The following is a 23863-nucleotide window of genomic DNA, read 5'->3' as shown; positions in this document are numbered from 1 at the left end:
GAGGCTGGAACCTGCCGGGAAAGGCGGGTCAGCGGAGCCCTGAGATAGGAATGGCCTTGCCCGGCTGCAATTGCCCGGAGAAAAATGGTCTCAAAACAGGCTATTCGGTGGCAGGTTTCAGGTAAGTGTTGCGCGATGGCCACGGGCTGTGGCTAAGATCGTCGCTCACGCGGCTCTTTGTTGCGTCTGCGAGCAGGCCGTGGCTACGATTCCGGCCAATCGCGAAGCGTATTGTCCCCAGGGAAAACATCGATGAGACCGAACGGCCGTCACACCGCCGGCGCCAGCCAGTTGTCCGCCCTCCGTATGTGGGCGATGGGCCTGCTCCTGCTGTCAGCTGTTGCCATCAGCCCGACCACTGCCAAGGCCGCGCCGAGCCAGGCCCAGGTCGCGACCACGCATGTCTACCTACTGCGCGGCGTGCTCAACATCTTCTCGCTCGGGCTCGACACGATCGGCTCCCGCCTCCAGGCGCAGGGCATCCCGGTGACCGTCGCGAACTTCGTGTCCTGGTCCTCGCTCGCCAATGAAGCCGCCGCCAATTACAAGGCCGGCCGCGTCAAGACCATCATCCTGGTCGGCCACTCCTCGGGCGCGACCGCGCTGCCGGACATGATCGCCAAGCTCAACCAGCTCGGCGTGCCCGTGAAGCTCGCGATCGGCCTCGATTCCGTGTTCAAGACCAGGCTGTCGACCGGCGCGGAGCGCTACATCAACATCTATATCGGCGATGGTCCCGGCGAGCCGGTGCGGGCCGAGGCTGGCCTGCGCGGCAAGCTCGACAATGTCGACGTGCGCGGCACCGGCGTCGGCCACATCTCGATCGACAAGAACGAGGCGATCCAGCGCCGCGTCATCGGCGAGATCGACGCGGCGATCATGCGCTCGCGCGCCCCGGCCGCTCCGGTCGCCGAACCCGGCGCGCCGCGGCAGGCACGCTCGGCGGCAGCTGCGGCTCCGGCGAGGAACTGAGGCCGTTTACGCGACGGGTGGACGCCGCGCTGCTATCTCCCGTCATTGACCGGCGTGCCATCCTCGGCACCCGGTGCCTCCGGCTTCAGATAGACGATCAGGCAGCAACCGCACGTCGCTAGCCCCGCGATGGGGTATTTCAACGCGATCACGGCTGCGAGCGCGAAGGCACCGAGCGTCAGGAGCGCGCGGATGCGCATGATCCTGCGCTCCCGTGGTGGGACGTCGGTAACGGGTGCACGTCCGACAAGATCCCAGATCAGTGCGATATAGGTCGCGTTCACCAGGAAGAACACGGCGGCGTAGAATGCGACCGGCTGCGGCGCGAGCTCGCTGACCGCCATCCAGGCGGTGGAGAGCGGCAGCAGCGACACCGAGAACAGGTGCGCGAAGTTGAACCACACCAGCCGCAGCGTTGCTTCTCTCGCATAGCGCATCAGATGGTGATGGTTGGCCCAGACGATCGCAATGAAGATGTAACTCACGGCATAAGAGAGCCAGGTCGGCCATAGTGCCAGCAATGCCGCGAAGGTCGGGACTTCCGGCGGACGGAGCTCCAGCACGAGCACAGTGATCAAGACGGCAAATACGCCGTCCGAAAATGCGTTGAGCCGTTCCGGAGTTCGTCTCGCATGGGCCATGGCCAATGTTCCCGTTAGCTCAAGAACGCACGAATGGTGTCCGCAATCTCACTTGCATGCGTTTCCAGCGCGAAATGGCCGGTATCGAAGAACTGGACAACTGCATCGGGATTATCGCGTTTGAACGCCTCGGCGCCGGGCGGAATGAAGAACGGATCGTTCTTGCCCCAGACCGCGAGCAACGGCGGCTTGTGGGTGCGGAAATAGTTTTGAAATGATGGATAGAGCGCGACGTTGCTCTTGTAGTCGCCGAACAGGTCGAGCTGCACCTCGTCAGAACCCGGTCGCGCGAGATAGAAATTGTCGAGGTTCTGGCCGTCCGGCGACACCTTGGTCACATCGGGGACGCCATGCGTGTACTGCCAGCGCGTCGCCTCCGGCGTGAGAAGGGCGCGCAGCGCATTGCGATTGGCGGGTGTGGGATCTTGCCAATAGGCCCTGATCGGGGTCCAGCCGTCGCTCAGTCCATCCTCATAGGCGTTGCCGTTCTGCGAGATGATGGCCGCGATGCGCTCGGGGTGACGCAGCGCCAGCCGAAAGCCGGTCGGCGCGCCATAATCGAAGACGTAGACCGCAAAGCGATCGAAGCCGATGACTTCGGTAAACCGCTCGATCACGCGCGCGACGTTGTCGAAAGTGTAGCGGAAGGTCTCGCGCGAAGGCATGTCGGACTGGCCGAAGCCGGGAAGATCCGGTGCCACGATGAGAAACCTGTCTGCGAGCAGCGGGATGAGGTCGCGGAACATGTGGCCGGCGCTCGGGAAGCCGTGCAGCAGCAGAAGCTTTGGCCCATCCAGAGGACCTGACTCGCGATAGAAGACCTTGAAGCCGTCGACGTCGGCAGTGCGATAGGTGACCCGGGGCATGACCATTCTCCGTGAGGTTATGTAACCTGTTTATTGCTAGATAATAGGTTACGTTCTCGAAAAGTAACTTGTCAATTGCCATTTAACAGGTTACTTGAGTTGAGCCTTCAGATCGGCTGGGACCGCTCATGCACAGACCGCCTGCGATGTTCATCGCCGACTCGCTCGGCCTCGATTTCCTGAACTCGGTCGCGACGCCGATTGATACGCCAATCGATTGGCTCAACGATGGCGATGGGCTGATCGACTGGCTGGCCCAGGCCAAGCTCGTGCCGACGGATGAGCTGGATGCGCTGAAGGCGCGCGCGACGCCGGGCGAGTTGGACAAAGTCGCCAATGAGGCCCGGGCCTTGCGCGAGTGGTTCAGGGCTTTCGTTCGCAAGCATGTTGGCCGGCCGCTCGTGGCGGATGCGTTGCGCGAACTCGGTCCGTTGAACAATCTGCTGGAGCGGGATGAAGCATTCCAGCGGATCGAAGCCCGGCACGACGATGGAGATCATGTCCTTGCGCTGCGGACGAGGCGGTACTGGCGATCACCTCAGTCCCTGCTGCTGCCGGTCGGTGGAGTGCTGGCGAAGTTCGTCTGCGAGGAGGATTTCGCCGACGTGAAGGCATGCGAGGGTCACAACTGCACGATGCTGTTCGCTGACCACACCCGCAGGCGCGCGCGGCGATGGTGCACGATGGCGGTCTGCGGCAACCGGGCGAAACAGGCCGCACACCGTAGCCGGCTCAAGGGCAGGCACTGACCGACAGCAGCACTATATGCGGTCCAGTTAAGCGGCCGTCATACGCAGCGGCATGCTCTCCAGCCCGCGCAGGGAATTGTTGAGCCTGCGTCTCGGCTCTGCCGTGAGTTCGATCGTCTTCACGCGTTTCGCGAGCTCGCTGAAGATCAATTCGCCTTCCAGACGCGCGATCATCTGGCCGACGCAGGCGTGGATGCCGGCGCCGAAGCCGACATGTCCGGTTGCTGCCCGCTCGACGTCGAAGCGGTCGGGGCCCTCCCATCGCGCCGGATCGCGGTTGGCCGAGGCCATGAACAGCAACACCTTGCGATGTGCCGGGATCACGCCGCCGCCGATCTCGACGTCGCGCGAGGTGGTGCGAAAGAACGTCTGCACCGGTGAATCGTAGCGCAGGCCTTCCTCGAAAGCGTTGCGCGACAGCTCGGGCCGCTCGTGGAGCTTGCGGTATTCATCCGGATGCGTGGCGAGCGCGAGCAGGGTGTTGCCGATGCCGTTGACGGTGGTGTCGATCCCGGCGGTGAGGAACGGCCGTACCAGATGCGTTGCCTCGTGCTCGGTGATCTCGCCGTCGTCGGCCGCCTGGTAGATCATCATGCCGAGGCTGTCGGGCCGTAGCGCATCGCGCGCACAGCATTCCATGATCCAGCTCTGGGCGGCGAGGCCTGTCGTGCGCGATGCCGTCAGCATCTCGTTCTCCGGGCCGAAGCTGTTGAACACGAACGTGCTCCAGGCCAAGAGCTTCTCGCGGCCGTCCGGCCGGATGCCGATCGCGTCCGGAAACACCTTCATCGGATAGGCTTCCGCAAGATCGGTCACGGCATCGAACGTGCCCTTGTCGATCAGCTCTGTGACCTTCTTCTCGGCCTCCTGCTGAAACGTCTCGCGCAGCTTTCGTGCCACGCCCGGAGACAGCGTACGGCCGAGAACGCGGCGGCCCTTGTCGTGGTCGGGCGGGTCGATCTGCAGCGTCAGCGGCTTTGGCAGCGCCGGGTTCATTCCGTTGAGCCCGACGCCCTCGCCACTGATGAACGTCTTCCAGTCCTTCAGGGCCGGCTCGACCTCGGCATAGCCCGCCATCGCCCACACGCCGTAACGCTCCAATTCGAACACAGGTGCGAGCGCGCGCAGCGCCTCATAGGCAGGATAGGGGTCGATCAGGAAGTCGGGCGCAAACGGATCGACCGGACTGGAGGCAATGCCGCTCATGCTCAGCTCCGCTATTGCTTGCTGAGCGGGCACTGGCCTTCGCTCTCGGGACGGAACGCGTCCTCGCCCTTGATCGTGGCGACGACTTTCAGCATATCCCAGGTCGACGTCGATTCCTCCGGCGCCTTGACCTGCAAGAGATAGAGCGGGTGGATCTTGCGTCCGTCCTTGCGGATGTAGCCCTTGCCGAACAGCGGGTCGTCGGTCGGCATCTCCTTCATCGCGGCGACGACGGCCTTGCCGTCCTTGGCGCTGCCGACCTTGTCGACCGCCTTGAGATAGTGAATGACCGAGGCATAGACGCCGGCCTGCATGTCGTTCGGATAGGCCTTCGAGGGAATGCGCTCGGCGAAGCGTTTGGCGAAGGCCCGCGTGCCGTCGTTCAGATCCCAGTAGAACGGGTTCATGATCTGCGCGCCTTGCGCAAATTTCAGGCCGAGTGCGGGAAGGCCGTTCATGCCCAGGATCAATCCGACCAGCTTGTGGTCCTTGGTCAACCCGAACTCGGCGGCCTGCTTCATCGACGTGATGGTGTCGTCACCGGCATTGGCGAAGCCGATGACGTTCGCGCCCGAAGCCTGGGCCTGCAGCAGGAACGAGGCGTAGTCGGCCGTTCCGAGCGGATGCCGCACGCTGCCGAGCACCTCGCCGCCGGACGCTTTCACGGCTTCCGCCGCCTGCTTCTCCAGGTCATGACCGAACGCGTAATCGGCGGTGATGAAGAACCACTTCTTGCCGCCCTGCTGCACGATCGCCTTGCCGAGGCCGCGCCCGTAGGCATAGGTGTCGTAGGTCCAGTGCACGGTGTTGGGCGTGCATTTCTCGCCGGTCAGGAGCACGGTGCCCGCGCCCGATCCGACGAAGACCTTGTTCTTCTCGGCGCTCATGCCGGCCACCGCGAGCGCGATCGACGAGTTCGGAATGTCGAAGATCGCGTCGACGCCGTCGTTCTCGTACCAGCGCCGGGCGATCCCGATGCCGATGTCGGTCTTGTTCTGGTGGTCGGCCGCGACGACCTCGACAGGCTTGCCGGCGGCCTTTCCGCCAAAATCCTCGACGGCCATCTTGGCCGCGACGACCGAGCCGACGCCCTGATAGCTCGCGAACGGACCCGACTGGTCGTTCAGGATGCCGATCTTCACCGCGTCCTGGCCGAAGGCCGGCGCCGCGATCAGCGTTACGGTCAAAATGCACAATTTGTGCAGGAATTTGCTGTTCATTGTCCCTCCATGTGCGTTCTTGCGTATGCGGTCTTGGTGCCGCTGAATAATAGTTATATTTTATATCTATTTTTGAGAGTGTCAATTCGGCTGGCTTTGGATTGAGGATCATGAGCTCGAAAACCCCAAGACCCGGACCGAAGTCCGCGCAGCAGCTGGAGAAATCGCTGGATCTGCGCGCGCTCCAGCGCACGCCGGGGTTCATGCTGCGGCTCGCGCAGCTGAAGTTCTTCGAGGGCTTCTACGAGGAGTTCGCCGCCTTGGGCCTGACGCCCGCGACCTATGCGATCTTCGCCGTCATTCGCGACAATCCCGGCGTGCCGCCGAGCGGCCTTGCCGGTCTGCTCCGGCTGCGCCTGCCGAACCTGATCAAGATCCTGAACGAGCTGGAATCGTCCGGCTTCATCAAGCGCAACCGCTCGAAGTCCGATCGCCGCGCCGTCGAGCTGGTGCTGACGCCAAAGGGCGCAAAGCTCATTCAGGAAGGAGCAAGGCTGACGGAGCCCTACAATCGAAAGATGCTGGCCCCGCTCACCGAGGTCGAGCAGCGCACGCTGCTCGAGCTGCTGAACCGCATGCTGCCGCTTTAGGGCGGCGCCGCGGTGTTGCCAACGCGATCGCCGCGAAGCCGCGTCCCGTCTCCGTCAACTCGCGGTGGTGTCACAGGGCCTTGATGGGCCCGCGTCACGCAACACGGCAGACGTCCTATCGCTTCCTGACCAGCTTGAGGGGACGACTGGTTTTTTGGTTGCGCGGTCTGGCCGCGGTGCTTTGCGCTGCGGGTGGGCTCAGGAAGCGGACGAGCATCGTCCTCAGATGCTCCGCGCTCTGCTTGATATCCAGCTTCGGATTGCGGATCGGCATTGCGCGGGATCCGTCGATGAGGGCGATCAGGATGTTCGCCGTCGCGCCCGGATCGAGTCCTGGATCCACCCGTCCTTGATCTTGCGCCTGACGCAGGAAGTCGCTCCACATGCCGCGGACTGCCGCAGTGTGCCGTTCGATGATCCCAGCGAATTCCGGATTGCGGGCGGCCTCGGCGAGGCCATCGAGGTTGAGGATCTGGGCGGGGCGAAACCGCAGGCTGGTGTCCTCGATATCGGCGAGCAGCGCTTCGATCACGTCGTCGGCCGCAAGAATCTTTTCAAAGCGCTCCGCCGCATGCGCAAGACCCAGATCGATCATCGCCTCGATGATCGCCTCCTTGCTCGGAAAGTAGTGGTAGAGGTGGCCGGGGCTGATGCCCGCTTCGGTGCAGATGTCCGTCGTGCTGGCGCCGCGGAAGCCGTCCCTGATGAAGCAGCGGATCGCCGCGCCGAGGATCTCCCCGCGCTTCTGCTCATGCTTGACGGGGTCCACTTTCCTCAATTCGCACGTCTCCCATCCCGTGGAGGCTCGTTTGGCAACAATCTAGCAACATTTCGTCACGAGAAAATCAAAATTAGAGAGTTCCATCTATTTATGTTGGCGGATGGCAGAGGGTGCGGGAGTGATCGCTAGAGTAGGCTCTCCGATAAATCGCGCTGGCGTGAGCGGGGCCATGCGTTTCAGATGGGCGGCCCTGATGTGCGTCACGCTTGCGGTGGGCGGGTGCGCGACCGCGCCGCTCGAACGGGCCGGCTCGCTCAGGAGCTACGACAGGATGTCGGACGCGAACGGGCTGGTGACGCGCTCGCAGATCCGCGTGAACAAGCAGGATTTGCTGGCGGCGAAGACGATCCGGATCGCAGCGACCGTCTTTCCGGCGCGCCCCGGCGTTGCGCTGAACGAAAAGGAGCGGCGTCTGGTCGCGAACGCCATCAGCCGCGAGCTCTGTCTCCGCTTGAGTGAGCGCTTCCGCATCGTTGCTGCCGATGACGACGCCGACCTCACGGTGCAGGCGACGGTGACGCATGCCATGCCGACCAGCGCGACCGCCTCCGGCGCGTCGCAAGCCCTGTCGATTGCCAAGACCGTTGCGCTTCCCGCCGTGCCCGTGCCGGTGCCGAGGCTTCCGGTCGGGCTCGGCGGTCTGTCGGTCGAGGCGGAAGCGCGCGACTTCGCCGGATTTCAGAAGGCGGCGATGGTCTGGGCGCGCAACGCCAACTCCATCTCGAACTCCGCGCGGGTCGCTAACGAAGGCGATGCCTACGATCTCGCCGCCGATTTCGGCGCGGACTTCGCGAAGCTCGTCACTACCGGAGAGTCGCCGTTTGGCGGCATCCCTGCGCTGCCGCCGATGGACAGCATTCCCGTGCGGTTCGGCGGTGCTCCCAAATATGTCGCCTGCGAAGCGTTCGGACGGTTCCCGGGCCTCACTGGCTTTGCGGGGCAAGGGCTCGGCCTGCCGCCGGCATGGACGGATTCCGGCGCCAAGGACAATCCGGCCCCGTCACCGCCGCCCGGGCCGAGTTCAGAGCAGGTGCTGACGCAGTGATGCCGATGCACTCCTTGCGACATTCGAGCTCGATATATTGGTAGCCGATCAGAGTAGACAACATGCTGACATCCGGAACGACACGCCCTTTCCAACGCGCTTTGCACCAAAGCGCAGCGCGCGGCGATGCGAGCGCGAGCAGCCTCCCCCTGTTCGCGGCCGACGAAGCATGGAGCCGGACGATTGCGGGCCGGCGTGTGGCCGGCGAGACGGATGACCGGGGTTCGACGCTCGAGCCCGGCTTTTGGATGACGGTTCTGGTTGCGTTTCTGCCCACGGTCGCGGGCTGCCTCTATCTCTTCCTGACCCAGGGGTGAGGGAGCATCGAGCGCGACGCCGAGGGAAAGCGATGCATCCTCGATATGAGCTGGCGCGGCGCGGCGGCCGAAGGTTCGGCTTCGGACGCGGCAGGTCTCTGGCGGTCTTGTCCGCCGTCCTGGCGTTGTTGTTGGCGGGGTGTGCGTCGAGCGGAAATCTGCCTCCTGCCTATCATCCGCCGCGCCCGCCGAGCGCCAAGGCGGTGCAGGATGGCGTCAGGAAAGGAACTGCTGAGGCCAAGCTGACCGGCGGACTCGAGACATCTCCCGTCCGTTATGCCGCTCACGGGCCGGGATCGTATTTCGTCTGCCTGAGGCAGACGGGCCAGTCGGCGGGCCGGCGGTCTGACTATTCGGTCTTCTTCGACAATGACGAGTACAAGGGAATCCAGAGCTCCGTGCTGTCCGAGGCGTGCGAAGCGCAAGCATCGGTCCCGTTCAAGTGAGGCCAGGATGTCCAGATGCTCAGAAATGTCGCACCGGCGAGGGCGTCACCGGGCCCGGTTCCGTGCCCCAAAAACCACCCAATCGGTGGTCACTAAGCCCCCGGGGGAGGCCTCTGCCTTCCGTGGTGGGACTGCTTGACTGATGATTGACCTGAGGCGACTCGTCGCGCTGGCAGCGGTTGCGCTGCTGGCCCTGAGCACCGGCATGGCCGCTGCCTCACCCGCCAAGTCGAAGGCCACTGCAGCTGCGCCCGCCGCGCCGCCGCCTCCGCCGTTCGAGCCATTGCCGCCGCCAAAGGTCTACCTGTTCCGCGGCGCGATGGGGCCGATCTTCTCGACCGGCATGGACCGGCTCGGTGAGAAGCTGACGCAGGCCGGTTTCTCGGCCGACGTCTATGAGTTCACTCTGTGCCGGCTGATCGGCAACCGCGTCATCGCCAGCTACAAGGAGAAGGCCGCGCCGATCGTGCTGATCGGCCACTCCATGGGCGGGCTGTGCTCGGTCGTGATCTCCGAGATGGCGGCCAAGGAGAGCATCCCGGTCAGCCTCGTCATCGCCATCGACCCCGCGCATGCGACCGGCGACGTGCCGCTCAATGTCGAACGCTTCATCAACATCTTCCTGTCCGACAGCGTGCTCGGCGGTGGAGACGTCGTGGCCGTGCCCGGCTTTCGCGGTCACTATGCGAGCTACGACCTCAAGGAAAACAGCCGCGTCTCGCACATCAATATCGAGAAGTCCGACGACATCCATCGCCAGATCGTCGAGATGGTGACGCAGCTGCCGCGCATTCCGCCGCAGACCCAGGCCGACGCCGTGCCGCTGCGCTATCTCGTGCCCGCGGATACGCTGGTCGAACTGTGGGATAGCGGCGTGCGCCTGCCGGTTCGCCGCGGCGACACCATGGAGAGCATCGCCGCAGCCAATCGCGTGCCGCTGTGGTCGCTCGCGCAGAGCAATTCGCTTGCAGAGAACGCGCAGCTCACCCCGGGCCAGACCATCATCATCCCGCGCCATCTGACCCCGCCCGAGCCGGCGGCCGCGATGGCGACGCCGAACCGGCGGTAGTCACACCAGAAGGTCGTGCGGCACGTGGTGCTCGCCTGAGCCACCCGCAATGTGAATGCCAGGGTCCAGCTGCGAAACCTCGTCGGCTATCGCGGGGCCGCCATGACCGTCGGCTTGTGTCGCGGCTTCGTGATGACCGGGCGGGATATCGTTCGCAAATGCGATGCTCGGTCTCTCGATCGCCGGCTTCAGGAAGTGGAAGGAATCATCCGGCCCGTGCGGGTTGGCCTTCGGGTTTGCGTGTGATCCAGCTGTGTCATCCGCTGCAGAAAGCAGCTGAGAATGAGGCCCCTCGGCCTGATCATGGCCGTGTTCGTTTGCTTGAGGGTGAGGCGAATGAGAACCGCCTCCGTTCCCGAGGCCTTTCTGGGGGGCGGCATCAAGCGCATTTCCGCTATCGGCAAGGCTCGCGCGACCATGAGCCTCCGCGGCCTTGCCTTCACTGACGTGCTGGTCGGCCACAAGGAGTGCATCCGGCGTGAAGAAAGCGATGGCATGATTTTCCACCGCCGCCTCGGTCGTGCCGATTCCGTTCGGATGGACGCTGTCGTTGGCTTCGGTCGGTTCGAAGACAAATTTGAAGAAGTCCATCGGTCGCGGACTGATCGTCGCTTCCCAGAGAGTGGATTGCGTTGCAGTCTCACCCGAGGTGGAAGACGTCGGTTCAGTGCTCGATCCGCTGTGATCGTGACCGAGATCGAAGGGGTAGCTCACGTCAACGGCGGTTGAACTTCCGTCGAGCGAAAGAGTGCCGCTACCTTTCGACGTGTCGGCGGAGACGTCGGAACTGCTGAGCGTAGTGACGGTCGCGTCACCTTGTATGATTGCGGTCGGATCGGTGGCGTCGTTCGCCGCCAGGACCGGAGCCGCGCTCTGGTCCACGATGAAGTCCGCCGAATCGATGGTCGCGATACCCTGGAGATGAACTTCCAGCAGGCTGGAATCGCCGATCTGGAGAGTCTGATCGGTCGGATTGACATACACGACGGTCTCATTGGCTGAGCTGTCGTAGATCCAGGCGATGGTGTGGGGCGGCACGGACGTGCTCGTCGAGCTCAATGCCAGGATCACGAATCCGAGCGCGCCGAGAGCGGTCAAATCGATCTTGTCGGTTCCCGATATGAAATCGGTAATCGTGTCGAACTGGCCGGCTTTGGAATCCACCGCCGAGAGATAAGTGAAGGTATCATGGCCATTGCCGCCCGAGAGCTTGTCCGCGCCGAACCCGCCGATGATGGTGTCGTTCCCGTTGCTGCCATCGATATTGTCTTGTCCGGAGCCGCCGTAGATGAGGTCGTCGCCGTTATTGCCCTTGATCGTATCGTTGCCCGATCCGCCAAAGATGGTGTCGTTCACGCCCGTGCCGTTAAGGGTGTCGTCACCGGCGCCTCCATAGACGGTCTGGGGCACGTTGCCGCCGCCGGCGATGCTGTCGCCTCCCGGAGTGCCGAAGACGAACGGCGGATCGGATACGACGGTGGCGCCTGTTGCCAGATTGTCGAAGTCATTGGGATCGGCGTCGCTGGCGCCGTGGATCGCGACCGTCACCTCTTGCGTCGTGCCGTCGATCGACGTCACCGTGAAATGGTCGGTGAGGGTTTCGCCGACGTCGAGTGCGTCCACCACGCTGTTGTTGTTGTCCAGCGTATAGGTCCAGACCCCGGACGCGGTCATCGTGAAGGTGCCGTAGCCGCCATCGCTCGCCGTGGGCGAGGTCACTGCCGTGAAGGTGTTGAAGGGATTGTCGACGTCGGCATCGGAGAGCGTGCCGGTCGCGACCGGCGTGCCGAAGGAGATGCCGCCTGCTTCGAGCACCGAACCGGCCGTGGTTCCGGAAATGATGGCGGCGTCATTCGCGCCGTGGATCGTGATCGTCACCAGCTGCGGCGTGCCGTCGACGGTCGTCACGGTGAACTGATCGATCAGGGTGCCGCCGACATTGAGCGCTTGTACTGTGCCGTTGTTGTTGTCGAGCGTGTAGGTCCACGTGCCCAGCGCCGTCATCGTGAAGGTGCCGAAGCCGCCTGCGCTCGGCTTTGGCGTGCTGACCGGGATGAAGGTGTTGGCGGTGTTGTCAGGATCGACATCGGTCAACGTGCCGGTCGCAGTCTGCGTACCGGGCGCCCCGTTCGCGACGCCTCCGGCCTCGATCACCGAGCCGGCCGTCGTTCCGGAAATGACCGCGCCATCATTGCTGCCGTTGATGGTGATCGTCACCGTCTGTGCCGTGCCGTCGGCCGAGGTCACCGTGAAGCTGTCGGTCAGCGTGTCACCGTTGTTGAGCGCCTGCACCGTGCTATTGGTGTTGTCGAGCGTGTAGGTCCACAGGCCGGCCGTCGTGATGGTGAAGCTGCCATAGTTTTGCGCGCTTGCCGTCGGCGCGCCGACCGGCACGAAGGTGTTGGCCGGATTGTCGACATCCGCGGCAGCAAGCGTGCCCGTCGCGATCGGCGTGCCGGGCGAAGCGCCGTTCGCCTCGACGACTGACCCGGCCGTGGTCCCGGAAATGATGGCGGCGTCGTTGCTGCCCTGGATCGTGATCGTCACGACCTGGGGCGTTCCGTCGATGCTGGTGACGGTGAACTGATCGATCAGCGTATCGCCGACGTTCAGGGCCTGCACCGTGCTGTTGCCATCGTCGAGCGTGTAGGTCCATACGCCGCCGGCTGCCATCGTGAAAGTGCCGTAGCCGCCGGCGCTTCTGGTCGGTGAACTGACGGTTGTGAAGGTGTTGGGCGGGTTGTCGACATCCGTGTCCGTGAGGGTGCCGCTTGCGGTAGGCATGCCCGGCGCCGCATTGGCGACCCCGCCCGCCTCCACCACCGCGCCGCTGGCGTTGCCCGAGATCGTGGCGGTGTCGTTGACGCCCTCGATTCTCACGATGAAGGCCTGGCTCGTCGGGGGGCCGCCGTCCGATACCGTGATGATGAAGCTCGTAGTCGTCGGCGACGACAGGGCATTGATGGCATCGCCGTTCGGGACAAAAGTGTAGGCGCCCGATGCGCTATTGAGATAGAGCGTGCCATACGGACCGGTCCGCGAAAGATCGTATGTCGTTCCATTCAGGACCGTGGTGCCGGCCGTCCCGCCCTCGAGACCGAAGGTCAAAGCGGAACTGAACAAACTGCTGGCGGTGAAAGTGCCGCTTGTCGCGGTGAAATGGTCGTCGAACTTGACCGTGTCGATTTCGGTGGGCCCGGCCGGCACGTTCAGCGCCGGCGGCGGCCGCACGACCAAGGGGAGCTCGATCAGCGGCAGTGGGGCAAGCAGGTTTTGCGGCCCGGTCGTGTTGTCCGAGGTGAAATTGATGTGCTGCAGCGAAAGCGAATTGGCGAAAGGTGGCGTGCCGGATCCCGTCGGACCTCGCGTGAGGTTGGTCAGAACGTCCTGTTGAGCCGCCTGCAGCTCCTCCATGCGAGCGGCACTGTTGGCAACCTGACTCACGCTGACCGAGGAGCCGACCCTGTTCAGGATAACGGTTTCGCCCGGATCATCGACAATGATGTGCCGCGGCACCCGCTCCTTGGTGATGAGCTCGAAGGAGCCGTGCTGCAGGTCCTTGTAAGTGAGCGTATCGTTGTCCAGAAACATGGTGTCCGGGTCCGCGGCTCGCGCGTCTTCCATCATCGAGAAAGTCAACGCTGCCATCGTCAGAATGCCGAACCCGCTCGCATGAGAGCGGCCGCGAACGCAGCCAAGGGGTGTGTCGACTATCAGAGTGCCGCTGTTTGCCAGCCGGCCGGCAGCGAATGCAAAGCTGCCGCTGGTGACCCCAACGACCGTCGAGCGAGAATTGCCGCCGGAATCGGAGACGAATTCACGCAGCTCGATGCGAGCCCCGCTGGCGACGTTGAATATGGTGTCGTCGAGAAGCCGAATCCCGATTTTCGCATCCGCAGCCGTTTCGACTACGTCATTGCGGCAGACAAGGTCGCCGATGCTGACCTGAGTTGCCACGCCGCGGTCACGCGTGACGGTGACGTAACCCAACGCGCTCTCAACGATGCCGATGATCTGGAGAGGTAAAGTCGTAACGACCCTGTCCCGGGGGCCAACGCAAAAAGCAACTGACATGGTTGTGGCCTCGCGTGCCGAATAATTCGGGCTCGGCGCGGTGCCGCGGTCTTTTTGTCGGTTTTGCCTACGCTACCCGGATAAATTTTGGCGTTGGCAATCCCAGGCCTGCACGCCGATGCCGTCTGAAAAAAGGTCGATTTCTATAGGTATTGCCAGGACGATGACAGGTTCACGCCAGATGCGGCGTCTCGTCGCGATTGCAATTCGATGCTCGAGAAGTTGATGATCGAGCGGCGCGAAACCTAGCGCACTTTCACTGGTCAGGCAAACGGCCTGGGGCTATGATCGAAGGCAAGGAGAATTACTCCTTCTGGAGAGCCGATCCGTCAGGACCGATCCAGGTCGTCGATACTTGCGATGCACGAATTGCGGGCTTGGCCGGGGCTCACACAGCTCCCATCAAGCGGCATGCGAACAAGATCTTCTCGGAAAGGGCGGGTCATGTGCAGGCACACGATAGCAGCTTTGGTGACTGGTTTCATTTTGGCATCCGCGAGCTTTCTTGTCGCGCCAGCGCATGCTCAACTCAATCCCGTGCAGCGCGGCCTCGAGGACGCTGCATCAAAACCCATCGGCAAGGTCGTAGCCGTTACGGGTTCGGTGACGATCGAGCACGCAGGTGCGGTCGTCGTCCAGGCGAATCTTCCCGATCAGGCCGCTCAAACCAAGGCCGGCGATGTCGTGTATCTGCGCGACGTGGTGCGAACGGGAGCGGACAGCCGGGTCAGCATCAATTTCAACGACGGCTCGTCGTTCAATCTGTCGAGCAACGCTCGGATGACTTTGGACGAGTACGTATACGAGCCGGGCGGCAAGTCCAACGCGACGTTTTTCAACCTGAGCAAAGGAACGGCCACGTTTGTCGCCGGCCAGGTCGCGAAGACCGGCGATATGAAAGTCGATACGCCCGTTGCAACGATGGGAATCCGGGGCACCACGCCGCACATCGAAATTTCGGATGACGGCGCGGTCAAGTTCTCGACTCTCATCGAAGAGGGCAAGAGCAAATTGCTCAAAAAACGCGTCACTGCCGCGATGCCGCAGCCCGGACAGGAGAGCGGCCCCAGGCTGAACATCTGCAGAGGATGCTGAAGCGATCCCGGCGGCGAGCGTCTTCTCCTCTCCCGGTCGCGGCATGCAAACCGTCCACGGCGCCGTTCCGCCTATTTCAGCGAGGCCTGACACGGACATGACCATCAGGGCCGCCATCATCGACCGCGTCGCATCCGTTCTCGTCCTGTTGCTGCTCGGTCCGCCGGTGGCCGCGCAGCAGTTGCAGAAAGATAGCCGCCTCAAGAGCATCGAGCAGTGCAACGGCACGGATCGCATCCCGGTCCAGGCCCGGATCTCCGGCTGTACGGCACTCATCACTTCGGGTGATGCCAAGGCCGAGGCGCTGGCTGTGGCTTACAACAATCGCGGCAACGCTTACACCGCAGCGGCGGAGTACGACCGCGCGATCAGCGATTTCGATCGAGCGATCGAACTCGCCTCGACCTACGTCAAGCCGGTGAACAATCGCGGCGTCGCCTATTTGAGGAAGGGAGCATATGACGACGCGGTCAAGGCCTTCGACGAAGCGATCAGGCTCAACCCGGCCTATGGCAACGCTTTTGCCAACCGCGCGGAAGCCCATCTGAAACTGAACCGGTATGACCGGGCCGTGCAGGATTTCGACGAGGCCATCCGCCTCGATCCGGATTTGACGTGGGCACGGAGCGGACGCTGCTGGACCCGAGCGATCATCGGCGATTTACAGGCCGGGCTCGACGACTGCGATAAAGCGATCCAGTCGGGATCGAACGATGCCGCGACATACGATTCACGCGCGCTGATCCACCTGAAGATGGGCCAGCTTGCCGCGGCCATTGACGACTACAGCTCCGCGTTGCGCCTGGCGCCAAACCTGGCAAGCGCGCTCTATGGACGCGGGCTTGCCAGGCTCAGGCAGGGCGACGCCGCCGGCGGCGGTCGTGACGTCTCGGCAGCGAAGCTCATCGACCTCAAGGTCGCCGACGCGTTCGCCCGCTACGGCGTGCAGTGACGGCGGGATTGGCCCACCGAAATTGGCGTCGGTCGGCTAAAGCATGATCCGGAAAAGTGCGAAGCGGTTCTCCGGAGAGATCATGCGTAAACGACAACCTAAAGCGCGATGACGATCCATCCAAATCTCATTGCGCTTTAGGCGTTCGACCCATGGATCGCATCGATCACGGCGTCGGTGACTTCCCTCGTCGTCGCCTTGCCGCCGACATCGGGCGTCAGCACGCCGGCCGCACAGACGCGCTCGACGGCGCCCATCAGCCTGCTGGCGGCGTCCTTCTCGCCGAGATGCTCGAGCATCTGCGCGCCGGTCCAGAACGTTGCGACGGGGTTGGCGATGCCCTTGCCGGTGATGTCGAAGGCCGAGCCGTGGATCGGCTCGAACATCGAGGGGAAGCGGCGCTGCGGATCGATGTTGCCGGTCGGCGCCACGCCGAGGCTGCCGGCCAGCGCGCCGGCGAGGTCGGAGAGGATGTCGGCGTGGAGGTTGGTCGCCACGATCGTGTCGAGGCTTTTCGGATGCAGCGTCATGCGCACCGTCATGGCGTCGACAAGCATCTTGTCCCAGGTCACGTCGGGGAATTCGGTCGCGACTTCGGCGGCGATCTCGTCCCACATCACCATGCCGTGGCGCTGCGCGTTCGACTTGGTCACGACCGTCAGGAATTTGCGCGGGCGCGACTGCGCGAGCTGGAACGCGTAGCGCATGATCCTGCTCACGCCGACGCGGGTGAACACGGCGACTTCGGTGCCGACCTCTTCCGGCAAGCCCTTGTGCGCGCGGCCGCCCATGCCGGCATATTCGCCTTCCGAATTCTCGCGCACGATGACCCAGTCGAGATCGCCGACGCCGACATTGCGCAGTGGCGAGGCGACGCCGGGCAGGATCTTGGTCGGCCGCACATTGGCGTATTGGTCAAAGCCCTGGCAGATCGGCAGGCGCAGGCCCCACAGCGTGATGTGGTCGGGCACATCAGGGGCGCCGACCGCACCGAAATAGATCGCGTCGAACTTCTTCAGTTCAGCGAGGCCGTCCGCCGGCATCATCACGCCGTGCTTCTTGTAATAGTCCGAGCCCCAGTCGAAGGTCTTGACGTTGAAGGCGAGGTCGCCGCTGCGCTTTGCGAGAGCCTCCAGCACGCGGACGCCGGCCGAAATGACCTCGGGGCCGATGCCGTCGGCGGGAATTGCTGCGATCGAATGGGTGCGCATGAAGATGCTCCGTTTGAGATGTCAGTGGGATTGCGGGACGGGTTCGACGGGCGCGGTTTTCGCGCGCGACAATAGCAAAGTGAGGGCCGCGGAGAGAACGAGCAGGCCGGAGACGAAATAGAGCCCGCCGACGAAGCTGCCGGTCTGGTCCTTGATCCAGCCGATCACGGCGGGACCGACGAAGCCGCCGAGATTGCCGATCGAGTTGATCGTGGCGATGCCGGCTGCGGCCGCGGGCCCGGACAGGAACAGCGTCGGCATGCTCCAGAGCGGCGGCTTTGCGGAGGAGATGCCGATATTGACGAGGGCGAGCGCGACCAGCACGGCGACCACGCCGGCCGCAAGGCCGGCATAGGCGAGCCCGGCCGCGGCGAGCAGGCAGGCCCACACGACGTGCCAGGTGCGCTCGCCGGTGCGGTCCGAATGCCGCGCCCACAGGATCATGGCAATGACGGCGGCGGTGGCCGGCAGCGCATTGAGGAAGCCGACCTGCAGTGAGGAGAGGCCGAACTGCTTGATGATCTGCGGCGCCCAGACGCCGAGCGTGTAGAGGCCGGCCGAGGTGCCGAAATAGATCAGCGACAGCGCCAGCACGCGGGGATCGGCAAGCCCGCGCCAGATGCTGTGGCTCGCGGTTGCGGCCTTGCTGGTGGTCTCCAAATTCATGGTCTCGACCAGCCAGCGCCGTTCGTCCTCCGCGAGCCATTTCGCCTTCTCTGGACGATCGGTCAGGAAGGCCAGCACGACGAAGCCGAGCACCACGGCCGGCAGCGCCTCCAGCACGAACAGCCATTGCCAGCCCTTGAAGCCGAGCATTCCGTCCATCTCCAGCAGCGCGCCTGAGATCGGCGAGCCCAGCACGGTGGAGAGCGGCGCGGCCGCCATGAACAGCGCGGTGACCGCGGCGCGCTGGCGCGCCGGGAACCAGTAGGAGAGGTAGAGGATGATGCCGGGAAAGAAGCCGGCTTCGGCGACGCCGAGCAGGAAGCGCAGGATGTAGAAGCTGGTCGGCCCTTGCACGAACGCCATCGCCGCCGAGACGAGGCCCCAGGTGACCATCACCCGTGCGATCCAGATCCGCGCGCCGATCTTGTGCAGGATGATGTTGGAGGGCACCTCGAACAGGAAATAGCCCCAGAAGAAGATGCCGGCACCGAAGCCGTAGACGGCAGGCGACAGGCCGATGTCCTTGTTCATCGTCAGCGAGGCGAAGCCGATATTGACGCGGTCGATGAACGCCACGAAGTACAGCAGCATGATGAAGGGAACGATGCGCCAAGTGATCTTGCGCAGCACGCGCGTCTGAATCTCGCTCGCCACCCTGGCCTCCTCAAGTTCCGGCTTGTTGTTGTGTCGGCGGACCCGAGGGCCTACGCCGGCAACGAGGCTAGGCGGGGCGGGAGGCTCACTCAATTGACGCTGGTTTATACAAAAAAATGATATAATCCTCGCCAGGCGCGATGAGAGGACCCGGAATGGAATTGCATCAGCTCCGATGCTTCGTGGCGGCGGCCGAGCAACTGCATTTCGGCCGCGCGGCGCAGCAGCTCCAGATGCTGCCTTCCGCGCTCGGACGGCAGATCAGGCTGCTGGAGGAGGATCTGGGAACGCGGCTGTTCGCGCGGACGACGCGCGCCGTCTCGCTCACCGAGGACGGCGCGACGCTGCTGCGCGATGCCCGCGCCATTCTCGCCCGGGTCGAGGCCGTCGAGAGCAATCTGCGCAACCGCTCGCGTGCGGGGGCCGCGCGTCGGCTTCGGGTCGGCGCGATCGACAGCGCTGCGGCCGGCCTATTGCCGCCGCTCTTGCGCGATTTCCGGGCAAAACATCCCGAGATCGCGGTACAGCTTCTCGAGGACAAGACCATCCGGCTGCTGCCGAAGATCCTGACCGGCGCGCTCGATCTCGCCGTCGTCCGTCCGCCCGATCGGGCGGACAAGCGGCTCGAATTCCGCGACCTGCTCCAGGAGACCGCCATCGTCGCCTTCCCGCAGCGGCACGCGCTGGCGGGACGCAAATGGGTCACGCTGGCCGACATCGCCGACGAGGCCATGCTGGTACCGGACCGCCGCTCGCGGCCGCACAGCCATGACCTCACGATAAAACTGTTCGAGCAGGCCGGCCTGACGCCGCGCATCGTGCAGGTCGCTGATGAGAAGCAGACCATCATCAATCTCGTCGCAACCAAGCTCGGGGTTGCGATCGTGCCGCGCTGGACCACGCGGATGGCGGTCACAGGCGTGCGCTTCGTACCGCTGCGGCCGAAGCAGAGCGGCCCCGTCGGCCGCCTGCCGCTCGCCGCCGCCTGGCTGCGCGGTTCGCGCGATCCGGCCCGCGATGCGATTCTGGCGGTGCTGGAGGCGCGCCTGCGCAGCTATGCGCGGGAGGCGTGAGCGGCTATGACGTAGGCTTGGTGAGAAGGTGGATGCGATGACTGAACAGAAAGCGTCGGGCGAACTGCGAGTGGCCATCGCGGGGCTGGGATCGATCGGCACCAAGATCGCGACCGCGCTCGATCAGGGCATCGAGGGGTTGATGTTGTCGGCCGTGGCCGTGCGCGATCCTGCCAAGCATCAGGCGTTTCTCGGTAGCCTGCGCCGTCCGCCGAAAATCCTGCCAATCGACCAGCTGGGAGATGCCGCCGACATCGTGGTCGAATGCGCGCCGAGCAGCCAGCTGCGCGCGATCGTCGAGCCCGCGGTGAAGCGCGGCAAGGCCGCGGTCGTGGTCAGCGTCGGCGGCCTCCTCGACAATTTCGATCTCGTCGATCTCGCCCGCGCCAATGGCGGCCGCATCATCGTGCCGACCGGCGCGCTGATCGGGCTCGATGCCGTCAACGCCGCTGCCGTCGGGACCATCCATTCGGTGAAGATGGTGACACGCAAGCCGATCGACGGGCTGAAGGGCGCGCCGTTCATCGTGCAGAACAACATCGACATCGACAATCTGCGCGAGCCACTGAAACTGTTCGAGGGCAGCGCGCGCGAAGCCGCGAAGGGCTTTCCGGCGAACGTCAATGTCGCCGTTGCGTTGTCGCTGGCGGGCATCGGGCCCGATCGCACCCAGATCCAGGTTTGGGCCGATCCGACCGTGACGCGCAACGTTCACCGCATCGAGGTCGAGGCGGATTCGGCGCGGTTCTCGATGGGAATCGAGAACATCCCATCCGAGAATCCCAAGACGGGCCTGATCACGGCGCTGTCCGTGATCGCGCTGCTGCGCAAGCAGCGCGCCACGCTGTGCGTTGGGACGTAGAGCATGATCCGGAAAAGTGTGAAGCGGTCTTCCGAATAGATCATGCTCAAAAGATAAGCCTTACGCGCCGGTGACGCGCCAGATCACGTTGCCGACGTCGTCGGCCATCAGCAGCGACTTCTTGTCGGGGCCGATCACGACGCCGACCGGGCGGCCGTAGGATTCCTTCTCGTCCGGGGACAGGAAGCCCGACAGGATGTCGCGGCCTGGGCCGGAGGGCTTTCCATTCTCGAACGGGATGAACACCAGCTTGTAGCCGGACAGCGTGCTGCGATTCCACGAGCCGTGCTGGCCGATCACCATGCCGTCGGGGAAGCCGGGCAAGGTCCCTGCGGGCATCCAGCACAGGCCGAGCGAAGCGGTGTGGCCGCCGAGCGCATAGTCGGGTTGAAGCGCCTTGGCGACCATCGCCGGGTCCTGCGGCACGCGGTCGTCCACCGTCTTGCCCCAATAGCAATAGGGCCAGCCGTAGAAGCCGCCGTCGCGCACCGAGGTCAGATAATCCGGCGGCGTCTCGTCGCCGAGCCCGTCACGCTCGTTGACGACGGTCCAGAGCACACCCGTGTTCGGCTCCCACGCAAGTCCGACCGGGTTGCGCAGGCCGGCACCGAAGATGCGATGCGTGCCGGCGGCGAGATCGAGCTCATAGACCGCAGCGCGGCCTTCCTCGACCTCCATGCCCATCTCGGCGATGTTGCTGAGCGAACCGACGCCGGCATAGAGCTTCTTGCCGTCGGGGCTTGCCAGCAGACTGCGCGTCCAGTGGCCGCTCGGCTTGAACGTCGTGAGCCGCTTGCCCGGCGCGGTGATGCGGTCGGCATTCGCGACGTAAGGGAAGGCCATCACGCCGTCGGTGTTGCCGACGTAAAAAGTGTCGCCGATCAGGGCCATGCCGAAGGGCTGGCTGAGGTTCTCCATGAAGGCGCCACGGTGCTCGGCGACGCCGTCGCCGTCCTTGTCGCGCAGCAGCGTGATGCGGTTGGCGGAAACGCCGAGCGCAGCGGCGCGCCGCATCGTCGCCTGCATCGCATAGTGAAACACGCTGCGCGGGGCACCGGCGATTTGCGTTGCTTCCGCGATCAGCACGTCGCCATTGGGCAGCACCTCGATCCAGCGCGGATGATCGAGGCCGGTCGCGAAGGCGTTGACCTTGAGTCCGGGCGCGACCGTCGGCTTCTGGCCCTCGCTCCAGCCGCGCGCGGTCGGCATCTTCAGCGTCGGGATCGCGCCCTGCGGCTTCGCTTCGGGAATGGCCGGCCTCTCACCCCAGGCCGGCGCGGGCTCGGCGCCTGAGAGCTTGCGCCATTGCAGCGCGATGCCGCCGAGGAGCGCGACGAATTGCGCGAAGATGCTGGAAAAAGTCATGAGAGGCCCCTGGTTGCGCGCGCATCCAACTGGCTAGCGGTAAAAAGGTCAACCTGTGCGGCGCGCTGGTCGGGCCTATTCCCGCGGAATGGCAGCCGATCGAATTTGCATGGGAAGGATGCGGGCGCGCAAAACTCTCGATGTCGTCCCGGCGAAGGCCGGGACCCATACCGCGTGATCTATCGGCTGTGGGCCGTCGAAGTACCAAACGACCATCTTCGCCAAACTACTCCCTGGGGTTATTGGTCCCGGCTCTCGCCGGGACGACATAGGAGAGTTGGGCGGCGCGTTACATCACCGCGGCGACAGGAACGGAATGATCATCGGCACGCGGCGGCAATAGGCGCCGTAGGCGTCCTCGCCGAGCTCCTTGGACAGGAACACCTCTTCCATCCGGCCCTTCTGCCACATGCCGAGCGAGATCAGGATCGCGCCGAGGATCGTCGTGACGAGGCCGATTGCGACGCCCGTGACGAGCATGCCGAAGATCAAACCGGTGTAGATCGGGTGACGCACGAAGCCGTAAGGGCCGGTATCGATGACGCGGTGATCTTCCTTGTGCGTGATCGTGTTGGACCAGAATTTTCCGAGATGCAGCCGGCCCCACCAGGCGAAGGCGATGCCGGCGACCGAGAGAACCGCGGCGATGGTGACGCCGGTGTTGCCGGGCACCCAGAGCGGCTTCCAGCCCAGGAGCTCCGCAACCCACGGCGTGTACAGGATGCCGCCGACCAGGATCGGCAGGCTGTAGCGCTGCGACTCCAGCGTCATGACCTGCTTCTTGGTCCGGCCCTGCCAGAACGAGGCGCCGACCCAGCTGAGGAGAAAGGCGAGCCAGATCAGGGCCAGGAGTTCGGTCGGCCAGGCCGTGGTCCAGCCACCCCAGGCCACAGAGAGAAGCTTGCTGAAATCGAAGGACATGAAGGTTCTTTGCGTTGGGCGGTGGCTTCAGCCCGCGCGCGAGGACAGCGCGCGATGCTCGATGGCGCCGGAGGGCAGCTGGCCGTTGCGGGCGAGCAGATGGGTGATGGTTTCGCGCAGGACCGGCTCGATCGGGCGCGGCGAATAGCCGAGCTCGGTGCGCGCCTTGCCGATCGAGAGATCGCTCGCGGCAAGCGCGATGCGCACGCCCTCGGCGGTGCCGTTGGGCGGCCGGCGCGTGAAGTTGTCGGACAGGTATTCGAGCATGATGCCGGAGAGTTCGGCGATCTTGCCGGGCACGACGACCGGGAACTGGCGGCGGCCGCTCATCGCCGACATCATCCGCAGGATCTGGCCGAGCGGGACGCAGTCGCCGCCGAGGATGTAGCGCTGGCCGATGCGGCCGCGCTCCATGGTCAGCACGAGGCCCATCGCGACGTCGCGGACGTCGACGAGATTGACCAGGAAGTTGAGATGCGGCTGCACCTTCTTCTGGAGGAAGTACCACAGCATCGCGGTCGGCGGCGTCAGGTTGTGGTCGGCGGCGCCGATCGGCATGGTGGGCGTGCCGATCACGAGCGGAAAGCCGCTGGCCGCGGCCTTCGCGGCATGATGCTCGGCAAGCGATTTCGAGCGCGTATAGGCGCCGGGCATCGCATCGACCGGCTGCAGCGCCTCTTCGGCGGGAACACCGTCAAGGGCGGAATAAGGGAACAGGATCGATTCCGTCGAGCAGTGCAGGAAGCGCGAGACGCCGCGCTTCATCGCGGCCGCGAGCACAATCTCGGTGCCGCGGCAATTGACGTCGTGAAAGTCCTGCTTGTTGGCGACCCACATGCCGGGCAGTCCGGCGAGGTGATAGACCTGATCGACGCCGGAAAGCGCCGCATCGACCGCGGCGCTATCCAGCACCGAGCCCTGGGCATATTCGACGTCGGCGTTTGCCGCGGCCGGCGCACGGACATCGAGAACACGCACCCGCTGCCCACGGGCGCGGAGCGCTTCTACGAGATGATGTCCGATGAAGCCACTGCCACCGGTAACCAGTACGAGAGCCATGCAGAAGGTTTGCTGTTTCGCGTCTAGAG

The 23863-nt window shown here is 64.3% G+C and carries 23 protein-coding genes; 12 read left to right on the top strand and 11 right to left on the bottom strand.

The annotated features are described in order from the left end of the window. The first annotated feature begins 252 nt into the window (after nt 1–252). The gene (locus tag RAD15_RS07310; protein ID WP_458175860.1) at nt 253–972 is read left to right on the top strand and encodes a hypothetical protein; all 720 of its coding nucleotides are present in this window, start codon (nt 253–255) and stop codon (nt 970–972) included. Nucleotides 973–1004: 32 nt separating this feature from the next. Here the strand turns inward: RAD15_RS07310 and RAD15_RS07305 are convergent, their stop codons facing one another. Beyond that, nucleotides 1005–1613: a TMEM175 family protein gene (locus RAD15_RS07305; protein ID WP_458175858.1), complete on the bottom strand. Its 609-nt coding sequence runs from the start codon at nt 1611–1613 to the stop codon at nt 1005–1007. Nucleotides 1614–1627: 14 nt separating this feature from the next. Then, entirely contained in the window at nt 1628–2479 is an 852-nt protein-coding gene (locus RAD15_RS07300) for an alpha/beta fold hydrolase (RefSeq protein WP_458175856.1), read from the bottom strand. Nucleotides 2480–2607: 128 nt separating this feature from the next. On the opposite strand from RAD15_RS07300, the gene RAD15_RS07295 reads away from it, so the two are divergent. Then, nucleotides 2608–3228, top strand: coding sequence for a CGNR zinc finger domain-containing protein (locus RAD15_RS07295; RefSeq protein WP_458175854.1), 621 nt, complete (start codon nt 2608–2610; stop codon nt 3226–3228). Nucleotides 3229–3255: 27 nt separating this feature from the next. Here the strand turns inward: RAD15_RS07295 and RAD15_RS07290 are convergent, their stop codons facing one another. Beyond that, nucleotides 3256–4434, bottom strand: a complete 1179-nt coding sequence (locus tag RAD15_RS07290) for a cytochrome P450 (RefSeq protein ID WP_458175852.1) — start codon at nt 4432–4434, stop codon at nt 3256–3258. Nucleotides 4435–4445: 11 nt separating this feature from the next. Next, nucleotides 4446–5654, bottom strand: coding sequence for an ABC transporter substrate-binding protein (locus RAD15_RS07285; RefSeq protein ID WP_458175850.1), 1209 nt, complete (start codon nt 5652–5654; stop codon nt 4446–4448). A gap of 110 nt (nt 5655–5764) precedes the next feature. Between RAD15_RS07285 and RAD15_RS07280 the strand changes: the two genes are divergently transcribed. Next, entirely contained in the window at nt 5765–6244 is a 480-nt protein-coding gene (locus RAD15_RS07280; protein ID WP_458175848.1) for a MarR family winged helix-turn-helix transcriptional regulator, read from the top strand. Nucleotides 6245–6359: 115 nt separating this feature from the next. On the opposite strand, the gene RAD15_RS07275 is transcribed toward RAD15_RS07280, so the two are convergent. Further along, nucleotides 6360–7022 carry a TetR/AcrR family transcriptional regulator gene (locus RAD15_RS07275; RefSeq protein ID WP_458175846.1) on the bottom strand — a complete coding sequence of 221 codons (663 nt, stop codon included), beginning with the start codon at nt 7020–7022 and terminating at the stop codon, nt 6360–6362. 196 nt (nt 7023–7218) lie between these two features. Between RAD15_RS07275 and RAD15_RS07270 the strand changes: the two genes are divergently transcribed. The 4 genes from RAD15_RS07270 to RAD15_RS07255 all read left to right on the top strand — a co-directional run bounded on the left by RAD15_RS07270 (nt 7219) and on the right by RAD15_RS07255 (nt 9902). Then, entirely contained in the window at nt 7219–8070 is an 852-nt protein-coding gene (locus tag RAD15_RS07270) for a DUF3313 domain-containing protein (protein WP_458176076.1), read from the top strand. A gap of 62 nt (nt 8071–8132) precedes the next feature. Beyond that, nucleotides 8133–8387, top strand: coding sequence for a hypothetical protein (locus RAD15_RS07265; protein WP_458175844.1), 255 nt, complete (start codon nt 8133–8135; stop codon nt 8385–8387). Between the two features lie 32 nt (nt 8388–8419). Then, nucleotides 8420–8833 (top strand): hypothetical protein, encoded by a 414-nt coding sequence (locus RAD15_RS07260; protein WP_458175842.1) that lies wholly within the window; start codon nt 8420–8422, stop codon nt 8831–8833. Between the two features lie 142 nt (nt 8834–8975). Continuing rightward, nucleotides 8976–9902, top strand: coding sequence for a LysM peptidoglycan-binding domain-containing protein (locus RAD15_RS07255; RefSeq protein WP_458175840.1), 927 nt, complete (start codon nt 8976–8978; stop codon nt 9900–9902). On the opposite strand, the gene RAD15_RS07250 is transcribed toward RAD15_RS07255, so the two are convergent. After that, nucleotides 9903–13550: a VCBS domain-containing protein gene (locus RAD15_RS07250; RefSeq protein WP_458175838.1), complete on the bottom strand. Its 3648-nt coding sequence runs from the start codon at nt 13548–13550 to the stop codon at nt 9903–9905. A gap of 24 nt (nt 13551–13574) precedes the next feature. Here RAD15_RS07250 and RAD15_RS07245 point away from each other — a divergent pair, with 24 nt between their 5' ends. The 3 genes from RAD15_RS07245 (at nt 13575) to RAD15_RS07235 (ending at nt 16023) form a co-directional block, all read left to right on the top strand. After that, the gene (locus RAD15_RS07245; RefSeq protein WP_458175836.1) at nt 13575–13928 is read left to right on the top strand and encodes a hypothetical protein; all 354 of its coding nucleotides are present in this window, start codon (nt 13575–13577) and stop codon (nt 13926–13928) included. Nucleotides 13929–14447: 519 nt separating this feature from the next. Next, nucleotides 14448–15071 carry a FecR family protein gene (locus RAD15_RS07240; protein WP_458175834.1) on the top strand — a complete coding sequence of 208 codons (624 nt, stop codon included), beginning with the start codon at nt 14448–14450 and terminating at the stop codon, nt 15069–15071. 148 nt (nt 15072–15219) lie between these two features. Continuing rightward, nucleotides 15220–16023, top strand: coding sequence for a tetratricopeptide repeat protein (locus RAD15_RS07235; protein WP_458175832.1), 804 nt, complete (start codon nt 15220–15222; stop codon nt 16021–16023). 137 nt (nt 16024–16160) lie between these two features. Here RAD15_RS07235 and RAD15_RS07230 read toward each other — a convergent pair whose 3' ends face one another. Then, nucleotides 16161–17234: a tartrate dehydrogenase gene (locus RAD15_RS07230; RefSeq protein WP_458175830.1), complete on the bottom strand. Its 1074-nt coding sequence runs from the start codon at nt 17232–17234 to the stop codon at nt 16161–16163. Nucleotides 17235–17255: 21 nt separating this feature from the next. Next, nucleotides 17256–18554 (bottom strand): MFS transporter, encoded by a 1299-nt coding sequence (locus tag RAD15_RS07225; RefSeq protein ID WP_458175828.1) that lies wholly within the window; start codon nt 18552–18554, stop codon nt 17256–17258. 155 nt (nt 18555–18709) lie between these two features. Between RAD15_RS07225 and RAD15_RS07220 the strand changes: the two genes are divergently transcribed. Together RAD15_RS07220 and RAD15_RS07215 are read left to right on the top strand one after the other, a co-directional pair. Beyond that, nucleotides 18710–19627: a LysR substrate-binding domain-containing protein gene (locus RAD15_RS07220; protein ID WP_458175826.1), complete on the top strand. Its 918-nt coding sequence runs from the start codon at nt 18710–18712 to the stop codon at nt 19625–19627. A gap of 37 nt (nt 19628–19664) precedes the next feature. Continuing rightward, nucleotides 19665–20489, top strand: coding sequence for an aspartate dehydrogenase (locus tag RAD15_RS07215; protein WP_458175824.1), 825 nt, complete (start codon nt 19665–19667; stop codon nt 20487–20489). A 60-nt stretch (nt 20490–20549) separates the two neighbouring features. Here RAD15_RS07215 and RAD15_RS07210 read toward each other — a convergent pair whose 3' ends face one another. The 3 genes from RAD15_RS07210 to RAD15_RS07200 all read right to left on the bottom strand — a co-directional run bounded on the left by RAD15_RS07210 (nt 20550) and on the right by RAD15_RS07200 (nt 23834). Beyond that, nucleotides 20550–21854 carry a PQQ-dependent sugar dehydrogenase gene (locus RAD15_RS07210; RefSeq protein ID WP_458175822.1) on the bottom strand — a complete coding sequence of 435 codons (1305 nt, stop codon included), beginning with the start codon at nt 21852–21854 and terminating at the stop codon, nt 20550–20552. 294 nt (nt 21855–22148) lie between these two features. Further along, nucleotides 22149–22775 (bottom strand): methyltransferase family protein, encoded by a 627-nt coding sequence (locus tag RAD15_RS07205; RefSeq protein ID WP_458175820.1) that lies wholly within the window; start codon nt 22773–22775, stop codon nt 22149–22151. Nucleotides 22776–22802: 27 nt separating this feature from the next. After that, on the bottom strand, nt 22803–23834 hold the full coding sequence (locus tag RAD15_RS07200; protein ID WP_458175818.1) for an NAD-dependent epimerase/dehydratase family protein: 1032 nt from the start codon (nt 23832–23834) through the stop codon (nt 22803–22805). Nucleotides 23835–23863 lie beyond the last annotated feature (29 nt).

Source organism: Bradyrhizobium sp. 14AA, assembly GCF_054185205.1.
Note: the sequence above shows the minus strand (reverse complement) of the source record. Positions and strands in the feature narration are given on the sequence as shown.